This window comes from Psychrobacter sp. HD31 (genome assembly GCF_051097895.1).
Classification (GTDB): Bacteria; Pseudomonadota; Gammaproteobacteria; order Pseudomonadales; family Moraxellaceae; genus Psychrobacter.
The window spans coordinates 496,932-512,395 of record NZ_CP142525.1 but is presented as its reverse complement, the minus strand read 5'-3'; the positions used below and the strand labels follow the sequence as shown (position 1 = coordinate 512,395).

At 39.0% G+C, this 15,464-nt stretch carries 15 protein-coding genes and 1 riboswitch; of the genes, 6 read left to right on the top strand and 9 right to left on the bottom strand.

Annotated features, from left to right (window positions below; genetic code table 11):
* Positions 1-108: 108 nt before the first annotated feature.
* From cmk to argC, 7 genes are all read right to left on the bottom strand, one after another.
* On the bottom strand, positions 109-816 hold the full coding sequence (gene cmk / locus VH441_RS02150; RefSeq protein ID WP_434353847.1) for a (d)CMP kinase: 708 nt from the start codon (positions 814-816) through the stop codon (positions 109-111).
* A 128-nt stretch (positions 817-944) separates the two neighbouring features.
* Positions 945-1,490 (bottom strand): tRNA adenosine(34) deaminase TadA, encoded by a 546-nt coding sequence (gene tadA, locus VH441_RS02145; protein ID WP_434353846.1) that lies wholly within the window; start codon positions 1,488-1,490, stop codon positions 945-947.
* A 32-nt stretch (positions 1,491-1,522) separates the two neighbouring features.
* Positions 1,523-2,242, bottom strand: coding sequence for a uracil-DNA glycosylase (gene ung / locus VH441_RS02140; protein ID WP_434353845.1), 720 nt, complete (start codon positions 2,240-2,242; stop codon positions 1,523-1,525).
* A 49-nt stretch (positions 2,243-2,291) separates the two neighbouring features.
* The gene (gene clpA / locus VH441_RS02135) at positions 2,292-4,712 is read right to left on the bottom strand and encodes an ATP-dependent Clp protease ATP-binding subunit ClpA (RefSeq protein ID WP_434353844.1); all 2,421 of its coding nucleotides are present in this window, start codon (positions 4,710-4,712) and stop codon (positions 2,292-2,294) included.
* Positions 4,713-4,830: 118 nt separating this feature from the next.
* On the bottom strand, positions 4,831-5,202 hold the full coding sequence (locus VH441_RS02130; RefSeq protein WP_434353843.1) for an ATP-dependent Clp protease adaptor ClpS: 372 nt from the start codon (positions 5,200-5,202) through the stop codon (positions 4,831-4,833).
* Between the two features lie 182 nt (positions 5,203-5,384).
* Complete coding sequence (locus VH441_RS02125) at positions 5,385-6,143, bottom strand: hypothetical protein (RefSeq protein WP_434353842.1); 759 nt, start codon at positions 6,141-6,143, stop codon at positions 5,385-5,387.
* Between the two features lie 207 nt (positions 6,144-6,350).
* Positions 6,351-7,418: an N-acetyl-gamma-glutamyl-phosphate reductase gene (gene argC / locus VH441_RS02120; protein ID WP_434354339.1), complete on the bottom strand. Its 1,068-nt coding sequence runs from the start codon at positions 7,416-7,418 to the stop codon at positions 6,351-6,353.
* Between the two features lie 202 nt (positions 7,419-7,620).
* On the opposite strand from argC, the gene VH441_RS02115 reads away from it, so the two are divergent.
* A complete protein-coding gene (locus VH441_RS02115; RefSeq protein ID WP_434353841.1) occupies positions 7,621-8,226 on the top strand; it encodes a hypothetical protein in 606 nt (201 codons plus the stop codon).
* Positions 8,227-8,338: 112 nt separating this feature from the next.
* On the opposite strand, the gene hemE is transcribed toward VH441_RS02115, so the two are convergent.
* Positions 8,339-9,406: a uroporphyrinogen decarboxylase gene (hemE, locus tag VH441_RS02110; protein ID WP_434353840.1), complete on the bottom strand. Its 1,068-nt coding sequence runs from the start codon at positions 9,404-9,406 to the stop codon at positions 8,339-8,341.
* 190 nt (positions 9,407-9,596) lie between these two features.
* On the bottom strand, positions 9,597-10,748 hold the full coding sequence (gene proB, locus VH441_RS02105; RefSeq protein ID WP_434353839.1) for a glutamate 5-kinase: 1,152 nt from the start codon (positions 10,746-10,748) through the stop codon (positions 9,597-9,599).
* A gap of 133 nt (positions 10,749-10,881) precedes the next feature.
* Positions 10,882-10,988: riboswitch (TPP riboswitch) on the top strand.
* Positions 10,989-11,143: 155 nt separating this feature from the next.
* Between proB and VH441_RS02100 the strand changes: the two genes are divergently transcribed.
* The 5 genes from VH441_RS02100 to thiS all read left to right on the top strand — a co-directional run bounded on the left by VH441_RS02100 (position 11,144) and on the right by thiS (position 15,426).
* Entirely contained in the window at positions 11,144-12,052 is a 909-nt protein-coding gene (locus tag VH441_RS02100; protein ID WP_434353838.1) for an ABC transporter substrate-binding protein, read from the top strand.
* Positions 12,053-12,238: 186 nt separating this feature from the next.
* Positions 12,239-13,093: a 3-oxoacyl-ACP reductase gene (locus tag VH441_RS02095; RefSeq protein WP_434353837.1), complete on the top strand. Its 855-nt coding sequence runs from the start codon at positions 12,239-12,241 to the stop codon at positions 13,091-13,093.
* 92 nt (positions 13,094-13,185) lie between these two features.
* The gene (locus VH441_RS02090; RefSeq protein WP_434353836.1) at positions 13,186-14,310 is read left to right on the top strand and encodes an FAD-dependent oxidoreductase; all 1,125 of its coding nucleotides are present in this window, start codon (positions 13,186-13,188) and stop codon (positions 14,308-14,310) included.
* A gap of 235 nt (positions 14,311-14,545) precedes the next feature.
* On the top strand, positions 14,546-15,148 hold the full coding sequence (locus tag VH441_RS02085) for a DJ-1/PfpI family protein (RefSeq protein WP_434353835.1): 603 nt from the start codon (positions 14,546-14,548) through the stop codon (positions 15,146-15,148).
* Positions 15,149-15,225: 77 nt separating this feature from the next.
* Positions 15,226-15,426, top strand: a complete 201-nt coding sequence (gene thiS / locus VH441_RS02080) for a sulfur carrier protein ThiS (RefSeq protein WP_434353834.1) — start codon at positions 15,226-15,228, stop codon at positions 15,424-15,426.
* Positions 15,427-15,464: the final 38 nt, after the last annotated feature.

Here is a 15,464-nt window from a genome sequence, read left to right as displayed (position 1 = left end):
CACGTTAATGCAAAATTAAGACGATTAAGCTGGTTTTAACCTTAACTTTGCATATAAAAAACTTTAAATTTTTGTTAAAAAACTAGGCTGTAATTTTTTAATAAAAACTTATGAAAAACTAATTCCTTGATTCAGACAGTGCGTTTTTACCGCTTGATAAACTGCCTCAATATCCATTACCGAGCTGTCCAATACAAGTGCATCTTCTGCTGGCACACTTGGAGAAGCACTTCGGTTTTCGTCACGCTCATCACGTGCCTTAATGTTTGCCAAAATCTCGTCATAATCAGCAGGCTGACCAGATTCTTTTAATTGTCCTACACGTCTATCAGCACGTGCTTTAGCACTAGCAGTTAAGAATACTTTGGCAACCGCATTGGGGAAAACCACCGTACCCATATCACGCCCATCGGCAATAACGCCACTACGATAAGCCATATCACGCTGTAAATCTAATAGTGCTTGACGTACTTTTGGAAATACTGCCACTTGTGATGCGTATCCACCAACGGTTTCATTGCGGATAGTCGCACCTATTTGCTCATCATTAACCAAAATATCTATCGTACCTGTTTCTTGATTCGCAATAAATTCAATTTTTAATGATTGTGTTAGTTTTTCTAACGCATTCTCATTAATTTCATCATTTAACAAGTTAGCTTGATGTGCTTTTAAGCCAACAATGCGATATAAAGCACCAGAGTCTAACAGTTGATAACCTAACGCATTTGCAAGTTTCCAAGCGATTGTGCCTTTACCCGCACCACTTGGTCCATCAATAGTAATTATTGGATACGCTTGCTTTATTGAAGTCATTTAAAACTCTGATTTAAATATATGTAATTGTCAAACAAAATTAAAGGCGGATTATATCAAAAAACGCTTAATAACTCTATACTTATTAAACGTTTTTTGTAAATTTTATGAGATAAAGGATAAGGATGTTAAGTTTCGTTTCTTTCAAGCAAGCGTAGCTGATTTACGTTTATCTTTTGCTTGTGTTTTTTTATACTGCGACGTTCACGAAAGAAATCTCGTAATATCTGTGCAGACTCATCGGCATATAAACCGAACTGAACCTTAATGTTATGATTATAAAAGTCTTGTTCTAATAAATTGGCTTGACTACCAACCATGCCCGCTCTTGGTTCTGTTGTAGCAAAAACTAACCGATTTAAACGCGCATGAATCAATGCCCCCACACACATTGTACAAGGCTCAAGGCTGACATATAAAGTGGTGTTTTCTGGTAAGCGATAATTGTTAAGACTAGTACAAGCATCTCTTAGTGCAACAATCTCCGCATGACTGGTTGGATCATGTTTGGCAATTGGTTGATTAAACCCTCGCCCTATAACTTTTGCATTATCTTCCTCATCAAATTGTACTAATACTGCACCAACTGGTACTTCTCCTTGTTCAGCAGCTTGCTTAGCAAGTTCCAGTGCCTGCCTCATATATTTTTTGTCATGTTGACTAAACTGTGTCATGCCGTTTTTTTAATCAAGTATTATTTTTAAGTTTATTGAGGTAGTTGCCAGTCTATGGCATCTTTGCCGTGCATAGTTAAATATTGATTGGCCTGAGAAAATGGTTTTGTACCAAAAAAACCACCACGGTTAGCAGACAATGGTGATGGATGCACCGCACTTAAAATCAGGTGCTTATCCGCATCAATATATTTACCTTTTTTCTTTGCATAACTGCCCCATAAAACAAATACGGTGTTTTGCGTTTGCTTATTAACGACATCAATCACTGCATCGGTAAACTGCTCCCAACCTTGTTTTTGATGGCTACCTGCATTGCCTTCTTGCACAGTCAATGAGCTGTTTAACAAAAGTACGCCTTGCTTAGCCCAATGCGTTAAATCACCATGGTTTGAATATAGCGTCCCGATGTCATCTGCCATTTCTTTTAAAATATTGTTTAATGATGGCGGTTTTGGAATCGACTTTGGTACAGAAAATGACAACCCCATTGCCTGCCCAGCGCCATGGTAAGGGTCTTGTCCTAAAATCACTACCCTTACTTTTGATAAAGGCGTTAAGTTAAACGCATTAAAAATTTGATTTGCTGGGGGATATATGGTTTTTCCATCAGCATATTCTGCACGTAAAAAGGTTCTTAAACCATCCATATTGTCACTGGTTAACTCGTCAGCCAATGCTTGTTTCCAATCACTTGGTAATTGCACTTTATCTAAAATGGCTTGTTTTTCTTCGGCTGATTTATTACTCATCACGCATCCATATTCTTTATCAATTTTAAAAGTTTATTATTAAAATAAATTAAACATTTGATTCTTGTGGTTTAAGAGACTCAGTCACAGTTAGCACAACTTGGCTGTCATTATTGTCTGTTGACTCATCGGTTTGAGATTTGTTTAAAGTAATACGAACGGTACCGCCATCGACAAGTTCTCCAAATAAAATCATACCCGCCAATGGTTTCTTGATTTCATCCTGAATCAAACGCTGCATAGGGCGAGCCCCCATTAAACGGTCATAGCCTTTTTCGGCAAGATATTCGCGAACTTCATCAGTAATTTCAAGTGTTACTTTTTTATCATCAAGCTGCGCTTGTAATTCTACCAAGAACTTATCAACCACGGATACAATCACGCTTGTATCTAATGGATTAAACTGGATGATGGCATCCAATCGGTTACGAAACTCTGGCGTAAATACACGCTTCATTGCTTCGCCATTGTCTTTGCTGTGGTCTTGTTTTGTAAAGCCCATAGAAGCACGGCTGATATTATCAGCACCGACATTTGTCGTCATGATTAAAATAACTTGTTTAAAACTGGCTATACGACCATTGTTATCAGTTAAAGTACCATGATCCATAACTTGTAATAACAGGTTGAAAACATCAGTATGTGCTTTTTCAATTTCATCGAGTAATAACACACAGTGCGGATGTTGATTAATTTTTTCTGTCAATAATCCACCTTGATCATAACCCACATAACCTGGTGGCGCACCAATTAAACGGGAGGCTGTGTGCGATTCCATATATTCTGACATGTCAAAACGCACCAACTCAACACCCAACAAGTTTGCTAGTTGCTTAGAGACCTCAGTTTTACCAACGCCTGTTGGTCCTGCAAACATAAATGAGCCAATCGGCTTTTCAGGCTCTTTTAATCCAGCACGAGATAGCTTAATGGCATCTGCTAATGTTGAAATTGCTTCATCTTGTCCAAATACTAAACGTTTTAAATCTCGCTCTAAGCTTGCTAAGGTTGATTTATCATCTTTAGATACTGACTTAGGTGGGATACGTGCCAGCTTGGCAACAATGCTTTCAACATCCACAACATCAATAACTTTGGTCTTATCCGTTAAGGTATCTTCTTGTTCATTTTTGTTGAGTGCTTCATTATATGAATCAGTTTCATCTAAAGTGTGCAACTTGCTATTTTGGCTTGGGTCATGATCATCTTTGCTGTCATCACCAATGACTGTATTGGTATCTAGCCGACTGTATGCACCTGCCTCATCAATCACATCAATCGCTTTATCTGGTAAAAAACGCTCATGAATATGTTTGGCTGATAACTCCACCGCACTTACTAAAGCAGCATCCGTATATTCGACTTTATGGAATGCTTCATATTTAGACTTAAGCCCACGTAAAATCTCAATACTATCTGCAACACTTGGCTCATTGACATCAATTTTTTGGAATCTTCGAGACAAAGCGTGGTCTTTTTCAAACACTTGGCGATATTCAGTAAAAGTGGTTGAACCGATGCAACGCAACTCACCGTTTGCCAAAGCTGGCTTAATAAGATTAGAGGCATCCATGCTACTACTCATTGATGAACCTGCACCAATAATCATGTGTATTTCATCAATAAATAAAATTGCATTTGGCTTCTTTTTAATTGACTTTAGTAAAGACTTCATGCGTTTTTCAAAGTCACCACGGTATTTAGTACCTGCCACTAAAGAGCCGATATCAAGGCTATAGATAACACAACCAGCAAGCGGTTTAGGGGCTTTACCTTTTTCAATTAACCATGCCAAACCCTCGGCAATTGAAGTTTTACCAACCCCAGGCTCGCCAACAAGTAGTGGGTTGTTTTTACGGCGACGACATAAAACTTGTGCCGTGCGCTCAACTTCTTCACTTCTACCAATCAAGGGGTCTGTTTTGCCTGCTTTCGCTTTATCGTTTAAATTGGTTGTAAATTCTAGCAATGGATCTTTTTTGGCTATGCTTTCTGGCTCTGCGCTGCCTTCTTCGCCACTGCTTAATTTTTGTGGTTTACCATCGGTATTGTGAGATAAATATTCTGTTAACGCTAAACGTGTGACACCATGTTTTTTTAATAAGAAGACGGCATAGGTATCATGTTCAGAAAACATAGAAACCAGCAAATCAGAGCCTTCCACCATTCGCCCTGCCCCTACAGATTGCACATGGAAGATAGCACGCTGTAAAATACGATCAAAACTTTGGGTTGGCTGTGGAGTCGGCTCAAACTCATCTTCTAGTTTTGGTGAATGTTTTTCAATGTATTCTTCTAAGCTTTGTCTCACTGTTGCTAAGTCAACTTCACAAGCTTTAAGCGCCATAACTGCATCATTATTTTCTAACAGAGCAAGCAATAAATGCTCAACGGTTAAATACTCATGCATATTTTGTCTTGCAATTGTCATAGCAAGTCTTAATGAAACTTCTAGATGCCGGCTTAACATAAAACATTCCTTATTCTTCTATTTTAAAATAGAAATTGTTATTACTTTTTTAATTTTGGATAACTATTAAATAGTGGTCATTGCTAATGTATGCAAGACCAAATTAAAAATAGTGTCATTATTCTTTGTAAGGCTCTATTTGCGTTAACAATGGATAGCCTTCTTTTCTGGCTAGATTATTACATTTTTTTGCTTTCGTCTCTGCAATATCTTTTGGATAAATGCCCGCAATGCCATGTCCGTCATGATGTATTGCAAGCATGGTTTCAACCGCTTGGTCTTCTGCCTGTTTAAACTCTTGCATTAACACCATCACTACAAACTCCATTGGTGTGTAGTCATCATTATACATAATCACAGCGTACATTGGCGGTGCTTGAAGTTCTGGATCCGCCACTAATACATCAGTTTCCTCTTCACGCTCAGTATCATCATGCACATTCATCATGTTTATTGTTTTTGGGAAATGCCAGTCTTTGATATTTATCATATTTTTTGTTTGATTTAATAGAGTTACAGTTTAAAAAATTGACGCAGATAATTTTAAGTAGCAATGATAATCTAACCAAATTAAATGCATATTACAATGCCAAATTCATGTTAATAACACAATACTAAAAAAAGATAGCTCTATTGGCTATCTTATATTGAGATTAACTTGGTAGAAAACAGTTAGTTTTTATCTTCAGAAGTGATTGGGCGGTTATTTACATCTGGTACTTGTGATAGCGACATTGGCATATCTGCTTTCTTTTTACCCAAACGCCAGTTATAAATTTGCTCTTTTGTTTGATCACCTGCCGATAAACTCAGCTTAAGCTGGACAGGTTTAAAACCTTCGGGCATGACAAAACGACCACGAATATAGCTAATGCCTTTAATCTCATAAGTACTTGGCGATAATGGAATATTTACAAAACTGGTGTTATTTAGCAAAGTAAGTTTTGGTACTAATTGCGTGTATTCGCCATTTTCATTAACCATTGCTACATCAAAACGATATTCAAATGCATTTTCTGGTAAGGGTTCAATTTTAGCCCCAACCACTTGCAAAGGGATACCACCTTGTTTTGCAATACTGCTAGAAAACATTTCTACTGTTCTTTGTAGTTGTAGATTGTTTGTTTCTAGGTCTGTTAGTTTTACACGTAACGATTTTAAGTTATCAAGGCTAATATCTCGCTCTTGCTTTGCAACATCTGCCTCAGTTTTAAACTGTTTATTTTGCTCTTCGATAGCCTCAAGTGAGCGTGCCGTTACCAGCTGACCATTGATAACAACATCATTTTCAGATTCAATGCTTTTAAAACCACTGCTATAACCTATTTGAAAAGCAAAAATAGCAACCAATAATGCAACTACCATTAGTGCAATCAAAAAAAGAATAAAGACAGTGAATGTATCACCTTTTTGTTGATTTTTAGTTAGCATATCAAACCGTTGACTTAAAAAAGAACCTATATTATATAAATTTAAGTATTAAATGTATATTACAATCAAGCGCACACTATACTGCTAAAACTCTTCGCTTTCAATCATGAAATGTATAAATAATGTATGCTATTGATATTGCGAATGTCAGTATCTTTGGTATCTCAGTAACAATTTACTTAAGGAGCTTTACTTACGGAATTTCACCTAAGGAACTACTGGCACAATTTCTAGTCCAACGGTTTCTGGTAAAGCAAACAAAGAATTCATATTTTGCACCGCTTGCCCTGCTGCCCCTTTTACCAAGTTATCTTGCACCACCAGTATTGTTAACTCTGCACGCTCATTATTTTGTACAATGGCAATACGCATCTTGTTACTGGCTCGTACACTACGGGTATCCGGCACGCTACCTGATGGCAATACATCTACAAACACCTCATTTTGATATGCTTCTTCATAGGCTTGTTGCCAATCAACTTGCTTACCTTGCTCCGTTAGCTCAAGATGGATGGTACTCAACATACCACGTATCATAGGCACTAAATGCGGTACAAAACGGATTTTATGATCAAATTGGCTGTTTAAAATTAACGATAAACCTTGCTCAATTTCTGGCAAGTGGCGATGCCCTGCCACGCCATAAGCTTTAAAGTTATCTGTTGTTTCAGCATAATTTAAAGCAAGGCTTGCTTGACGACCTGCTCCAGATACGCCTGATTTGGCATCAATAACGATGCGTTTATCAATCAGCGCAGTTCCTGTCTGGTTTTGATTATCTATAATCGGTTTCATCCCTAAAATAGCTGTGGTTGGATAACAGCCAGGATTACCAATTACCTGTGCGTTGGCAATACGCTTACGGTTTACTTCTGGCAAACCATATACTGCCGATTTAAGTAAGTCTGGACAAGCATGCGAATGATTGTACCAAGTTTCAAATTCTTGTAGTGACTGCAAACGAAAATCTGCGGCTAAATCTATCACTTTAACGCCAGCTTTAACCAAGTCTTCGGCTTGTTTCATTGCTACCCCATGTGGCGTGGCAAAAAATACCACATCACAAGCACTCATCATTTTTAAATTATCATCACCAAAGTCTTGATAAACTAAATTTGTTACTCCGCGCAAGCTTGGGAAGATATCCGCTACCGGTGTGCCTGCTTCGCTACGTGAGGTAAGCCATTGTAACTCTACTTGTGGGTGTGCTGATAAAATCCTTACCAGCTCTACCCCTGTATAACCAGTTCCGCCAACAATGCCTGCTTTGATTATCTTCATTTTTTTGCTCTACAATAATTAATTTTTTTTTATTATAACAGTTAGACTTTAAATTTTGCAGGTTTATGGATGAATAAATCCTACCATTATTACTAGATTCATAAAGATTAGAAAGATAATACGCATTAGAAAATGATAAATAACTTATGTACAATGAAATCATTGATAATATATGTGTGTTGTAAAGGATTAGAAAATGAAGCCACAAGAAATAGATATACTTCTAGAAACTTTGGACACAACCTTAAATTCCAATTCTTTTTGGATTACGCTGGACTTAACAGAAAATGAGGAACAAGTAGAGACTGAAATAATTCAACACTTAAGAACAGGTAGCTTCCATTTTGAATTAGTGAAAGAAGATTTGAGGAGAGAATTCAACGACTATTCTGAAATTATTTTTCCAAAAGCATCTAACACACCTATTGTTTTGCAAAAGCCGGGAAATCTATGGAATGGAGTTGAACAACTTACAATAGATGAAATTGGCAAATCTTTAGCAAGAGACATGTTAATTGATCTTTTAACTGGAAAGCAGGATTTCTTTTCAGCAAGTACCCTGGGAACACAAATTAACACAAACAAAGCCAATGAACTGATTGCAAATTTATTCGAGATACTTGATGAGAAAGGGGATTGGAAAGCTTACAACATAGAACCTGATTTTTTATATCAAGTTGAAAGCTATAACAATACAAACCCTCATCTACCAGGATACTTTGAAAATGATGGAAGAGATTTAGCCTTAGCTATAAAGTATGATGCAGAAGTGCATATCTTATTAACTTGTGGTTATTCTTAATGGCTAATGGTTATATATAAGAACGCTATCCACCAAACACTGTATATTATGTCTGTAATCTAAAGTTATGTTCATACAAAGTAGTTAAAACCAAAAAATATACTAAAAACCACTAAAGTTTATACTCATGCACCGCATCAATAAATACTTTGGCGTGGTCTGGGTTTACCCACTGGGCAATACCATGCCCTAAATTAGCAATGTAACCTGTTTTTGGCTGATTAACATACGCGTCATCAAGCATTAACTTAGTTTGCTGTCTAATAACCTCAGGCGAGCCATATAAAGTTGCAGGGTCTAAATTGCCCTGAATGGCTTTATTACTGCCTAACATAGTACGTGCCTGACTAATTGGCATCGTCCAATCTAGCCCCAATACATCGGCCTGACTGTCGTCCTGTGTTGATAACCACAAACCACCACCTTTAGTGAATAGCACCACAGGTACATCTGGGTGTATGGCTTTTAATTCGCTAATGATTCGTTTGTTATATTTATGTGAAAACTCAGCAAACTGGCGATGCGCTAACGCCCCACCCCAACTATCAAATATTTGTACAATTTGAGCTCCTGCCTTAATTTGAGCAGACAAATAATCCGTAACAACTGTTGCCACTTTGTCTAGTAAAGCATGCAGGAACTCAGGGCGGGCATACAACATTTCTTTTGTATGTCGGTAATCTTTACTACTGCCCCCTTCTACCATATAGGTTGCTAGTGTCCAAGGACTGCCAGAAAACCCAAACAGTGGTACTTGACCATTTAACTCGTTACGGATACTGGTAACTGCGCGCATCACATAATCTAGGCTATCATTAACATCAACATCCAGCAAACCATTTAAGTCTTTGTCATCACGTACTGTTTTTTTAAATTTAGGACCTTCGCCAGTTTCAAAATACAAACCCAAGCCCATGGCATCCGGTATGGTTAAAATGTCACTAAATAAAATTGCAGCATCTAACTCAAATCGACGTAATGGCTGTAAGGTGACTTCGGTCGCACGTGCGGTATCTTTACATAAGCTTAAAAAGTCGCCCGCTTCGGCTCTTGTTGCTTTGTATTCTGGCAAATAGCGCCCAGCCTGGCGCATCATCCATACTGGTGTCGTATCGACTTCTTCAAATCGCATTGCTCGTAAGATTCTATCATTTTTTAATGGCGCAAATTGTGTCATCATTGTTCCTAAAATTCTGTTCCTAAAATTATTTTAATATCTATAAAATTGATTGTGTTAAAACCAATAAAGCATTAAGCAATGCTTATTTATAATTTTTTAACTTCTGTTCAGCTAGCGCTTTATTTTTATAACTTTTAGCAGTTTAAAAGGCTAATTACTCTATATATAACCCAATATAAATTAAAACGACTTACCCCACAATCGCCATTTTATCACGGTGTATCATTGCTACTTTCTCTTGATGCGAACCAAGGATTTCATCTACTTCATCACTACGAGCATTAGAAATACGCTTCGCATCGGCAGATGAATAGCTTACTTGACCAACAGCAATGCGCTCACCTGTATCTTGATGGACGATTTCAACCACGTCTTCTGCAACAAAGTCGCCACGTACCTTATGCACCCCAACAGGCAACAAACTTTTGTTATTGTGCCTAATCGCTTTAGCCGCACCTTCATCAACCAGCAATGTACCTGCCATTTGTAGATGGCTGGCTAGCCACTGCTTCTTGGCAATAATCTTATCTGCCTCATTTGTCGTTAATAAGGTTCCTAATTCTTCACCAGAAACCACTCGACTGATGACATCCTCCACAGTACCACTAACGATTACTGTTGGACAACCACCCATGGCAGATAAACGCGCGGCACGAATTTTAGTAAGCATACCCCCACTACCCAATTTGCCACCATCCCCTGCAATATCAAACAAATAATCTGCCATTGCACGTTCTTCACTTATCATCGTTGCATTGGGGTTGATACGTGGGTTATCAGTAAACACGCCTTCTTGGTCTGTTAAAATGATGTACAAATCGGCATGTGCCATAGTCGCCACCATTGCGCCAAGTGTATCATTATCGCCAAATTTAATTTCATCAACAGAAATGGTGTCATTTTCATTAATGACAGGGATAACTCGCCAATCAATAATTTGTTCTAACGTACCTGCAACATTAAGATAACGTTTGCGGTTGGCAAGCTCATCATGAGTGAGTAATAGTTGTGAGCTTTGCACGCCGTATTGAATAAGTGCCGACCACCATGTTTCTATCAGCCCCATTTGCCCTATGGCAGCACAGGCTTGCAATGCAGGCAGTTTTTTAGGTCGCTCATCTAGGTTCATGCGCACAACGCCTTCTGCAATCGAGCCTGATGAGACAATAATGACTTCCATCCCTTTATTTTGTAGGCTGGCGATTTGTTTTGCCCATTCATAGATGGCGGTGCGATCTAACCCTTTACCATTGTTAGTTAGCAATGATGAGCCAATTTTCACCACAATACGTTTGATAGGTTTTTGGATAAAGTTTGATCGTAATTTAGTTTGTTCGCTCATTTTTAACTGTGTTTAATTTTCTGGTTAACTATTTCGATAGTATATCATGACAGAGACTAAAAATTATCTGAATAAAGTTTGTCTTGAAAACAGTCATCTGTTTAGTATAAGATAAGCGCACTTTTTACAACTAATAACCTTGTCGGGGTGCTTTGACATTATGCAAATTGTCATCGCTGAGAAATACCCGTATAACCTGAAGCAGTTAGCACTGACGTAGGAAACAAGCGTGATATCTTATAAAACAACACCCATTTTTTATACTTGCATTAAATAACCGTCACCTATCCACCTAGGTTGATGGCGTTTTGCGTATTTATGGATGTTGATTTTGTCTTGTTTGTTAGTCTAATTGTTTCCGATTTAAATAAAATATTTAAAATAAAGGAAACACTATGACAAACGCACCAACCAAACTCACCTTAACCCTTGAATGGTTCTTAAACCCAGACCACCTTCCCTTCATCGCTGGTATAAAAACAGGGGCATACCAACAAGCAGGAGTTGAGCTTACCATCATTGAGCCTGATGACCATTATGATGGTTTTGCCGAGTTAAATAACCGGACTATTGACTTACACACCAATGAACCCTTACATTTATTTGAGCATTATGCTCCCAACTTGCGTTCTTTAGGCTGTTTCTTTGAAACCGATGGCGGTATCCTCATGCGTGGTAACAGCGAGCAAGTGTTACAAAAGCTAAAAGAGCAACAAACCATCCGTATTTGCACGCCAGCCGCCGAAGAAAAAACCAACCGCATAGGCTTTGAAGTATTAGACCGCTATGCAAAGCAACAGGGCATCGAACTGTCACAAAACAACGTAGAGTTTGTACAAGCCGACTTTTATCACATCACCAATATGCAAAATGACCCAAGCTTAGATGGTGCTTGGTTGTGCTTTTATAACTTTGAAGGTGTAGAGGCAACGCAAGCAGGCATGAGCTTTACCTTTATTGACCAACACGCATCCCCATTTGCAAACTTTTCTGCACTGGACATCATCACCACCGATGAGATTTATCAAGACAAAAAGCAAGCCATTGATAGTTTCATCAAGGTAACTAATGACATGATTGAGCTTTGCCGAGCCGAACCAGAAACTGTACGAGAGTTATATTATCAATATAGCGATACCAAAGCCGATGAGCTGATGAATGCAATCATTGATGACACCTTGAGCAGATTCATTCATCCTATTGAATCTCATCAAGCTAAATGGCAAGAGCTACGCCAGATGTTGGCAGAGATTGATATTGTCACGTTAACTGATGAGCAGTATCAGTCTTTGTGGGCAGGATAAAGACTGATAAGGAATAATAAGTCAGTGTTAATAGAGCCATCTGATTAAATAGACTACGAAAACTGACTAATCAAATTGACTACAAACATTGACTTGCCAAACGAGCTCAACAAAACAACTGGGTAACTTGGCAAATTAGAAAGAAATTATTTAGTAAAAAAACTATTCAGTGAATAAGGATAAAAAATGTCGCAATCCATAAACAAAACGCCAATAGATAACACACCAATAAACAAAACGCCAATCAATAAGCAAGTGGTCGTCGTTACAGGTGCAGGACGTGGACTGGGGTCTGCGATTGCCAGAGCCTTTGCCAATCAAGGTGCAAAGGTGGCAATTAATTATCGTAACAGTAAAGAATCAGCTGAGCAATTACTCGCTGAACTCATAGATAATGCACACGCCTCCGCCAATTCAGACACTGATGGCAATGCTCAACGCTTTATGACCATACAAGCCGATGTGCGTGATGCAGATGAAACCCAAGCAATGTTTGCTAAGGTAAATGACGTATTGGGTACACCAACGACTTTCATTCACAATGCCCTAGCGGATTATAGTTTTAATGGTGATGGTCGAGCAACGATTTTGGAGCTGAGCGAAGAGGCATTATTAAATCAGCACAAGACCGCTGTTATCGGTGCTTTAAATGGCATTCAAGCAGTTGTGCCTTATATGGAGCAGGCAGGGTTTGGACGTATTGTCACCATAGGAACCAACCTATTCCAAAATCCAGTCGTTCCCTATCACGATTACACCTCAGCAAAAGGTGCATTGCTGGCATTAACTCGTACATCGGCTGCTGACCTTGGTAAAAAAGGCATTACCGTTAATATGGTATCAGGCGGACTACTAAGAACCACCGACGCCAGTTCTGCAACACCCGATGCGGTTTTTGACATCATTGCTCAAAACACGCCATTAGGCAGTGTAACCACTCCCGAAGAGTTGGCAGATGCGGTTTTATTCTTTGCCAGCCCTTGGGCAAGAGCAGTAACGGGTCAAAACCTGATTGTTGATGGTGGCTTGGTATTTGATTAAGGATAAACTGAGTTTATCCACTGTATCAGTCAACATGATAGCTTGAAAGATGAGTTGAAAGATAGCGTGAAAATGAGTTGGAATAAAAACAAATGATAACGATTATAGGAACGGGCATTGTTGGGTTAACCTGTGCCGATAAACTGCTCGCATCAGGTCATGATATTAAAGTAATTACTGCCAGTACGGGTGTCGATGAGTCGCTGTGCTCATGGTGGGCTGGTGGTATGCTCGCCCCTTATTGTGAGATGGAATCAGCCGAAACTCTAGTAGGTGAACTTGCTCCGATTTCAATGGCATATTGGCAAGATTTTTGTCAACGCCATGCCGATGAGTGTGACCACTACTCCAATGGTACGATTGTCATCTCGCCAAGTCGTGACCAAAATATGCTCAAACACTTTGCTCAAAAAACTGAGCAATGGCAACACGTTTCTGCCAAGCAACTACAACAATTAGAGCCTATTTTATCATCGCATCAAGAAGGCTTGTTTTATGAAACCGAAGGGCATATTGAACCCAGACAGGTATTAAACGCCTTATGGAAACGCATCAATAGCAGTGAGAAAGCTCAAGTCCTGACTAATACCAGACTCAGTGAAGAAGAAATAACCATGCTAAGTAGCGAGCAAGCAGATGGCGATTGGTTGCTTGATTGTCGTGGGTATTCTGCTAAACACGCCATTAACTCAGAGCAAAATAACACTGCATGCAAAGCTGATACAGGACAAAAGCGGGATAAATTGCGGGGTGTTCGGGGCGAAATGCTTCACTTGTATAATCCAGAATTAACGCTGTCACGACCCATACGCTTGCTTCACCCTCGCATTCCGATTTATTTAGTACCAAGGGCAAATCAGCAGTTTATGCTTGGGGCAACAATGATAGAAAATGGCTCACGAGAGCGTGCGTCGGTGCGTTCTGTAATGGAGCTGTTGTCGGCATTATATGCGGTGAATCCTGCCTTTTCACAATCAGAGATTGTTGAAATTGGCGTGGATGTGCGACCTGCGTATCCAGATAATCTACCACAGATTGTGGAAGAGATACCAAACCATGGTAGGGGGCATAAAGACAGACAGCATAAGGGCAAACGCCTATCGGTGAATGGTATGTATCGTCATGGATATTTACTGGCACCCGCATTTGCACAAATTGTGCATGACTATATTGTTGATGGTATGGATAATCGGTTGATTCAACGAGTGTCATGTTAAATATATAGTCAGAGAAATATAAAAGTGCTACAAGGAAAACGAGTGAAAATAGCACAACTAGTGCATTAAGCGAGTTTGACACCGTAGCACAAATATAGTTCTTTGACTATAGCTAAAGATAACAGAAATAACAAACGCCTTCATTCATTCCATCTCCATCTTTTGTTTCATTGGCGTTAGGCATTAGGCGTTAACTGAAACGATAAATGACATTATTTTAAAAAGAGAATCACTTATGCAAATTACCGCATTAACTTTCGATGATTTTGAAACCTTAGACTTATTTGGTGCTGTTGAAGTCTTCGGCAGGGTTACTGATTATGACATTCAATATGCTTCAATGACTGGTGGTATTATCAGTAATCAACATGGTGTTCGCATAGAAACCATTGCTATTGCAGACTTGCCGAAAAACACAGATATTTTATTGGTAATTGGTGGTCAAGGCACACGCCGACTGGTTGACGATACCAAATTTTTACAAACTCTAACCAACCTTGCCAATCAAGCTACCTGGGTGTTAAGCGTTTGTACTGGCAGTGCTTTACTTGCTAAAACTGGATTATTAGATGGTAAGCGTGCAACCTCAAATAAAAAATCATGGAAATGGGTCATTTCTCAGTCTGATAAGGTGCAATGGATTGAACAAGCTCGTTGGGTAGTAGATGAAAAGTTTTACACCTCTTCTGGCATTAGTGCAGGTACGGACATGAGTTTGGGGTTTATAGCAGATAGATATGACACTGAAACAGCCCAAACGATTGCGAATGAAATCGAATACCGATGGGCAAAAAATCCCGATAATGATGAGTTTTTTTTACTTTGGCAACACTCATAAGCTAAGTTTAACTCAAAAATAGCAGAATCGATATTATCGGCATTAAGCAATTTCAAAATAAATAATGAGGAGTTTCAATGAATCTTCAATTTAACGGACGGGCTTGTCAAACAACGGCGACGACTTTAGCCGAGCTATTGCGTGAACAAGGCTATGAACCAACAAGTAAGGTTGCCACGGCAGTTAATGGGCAGTTTGTTGCCAAACATAGCCGTGATGAGCATACCTTATCTGAAGGTGACCAGATTGAAGTGGTTGCCCCTATGCAGGGTGGTTAGCGGTTAACAATTAACGGTTAGTCGCTAATAGAAAAAAC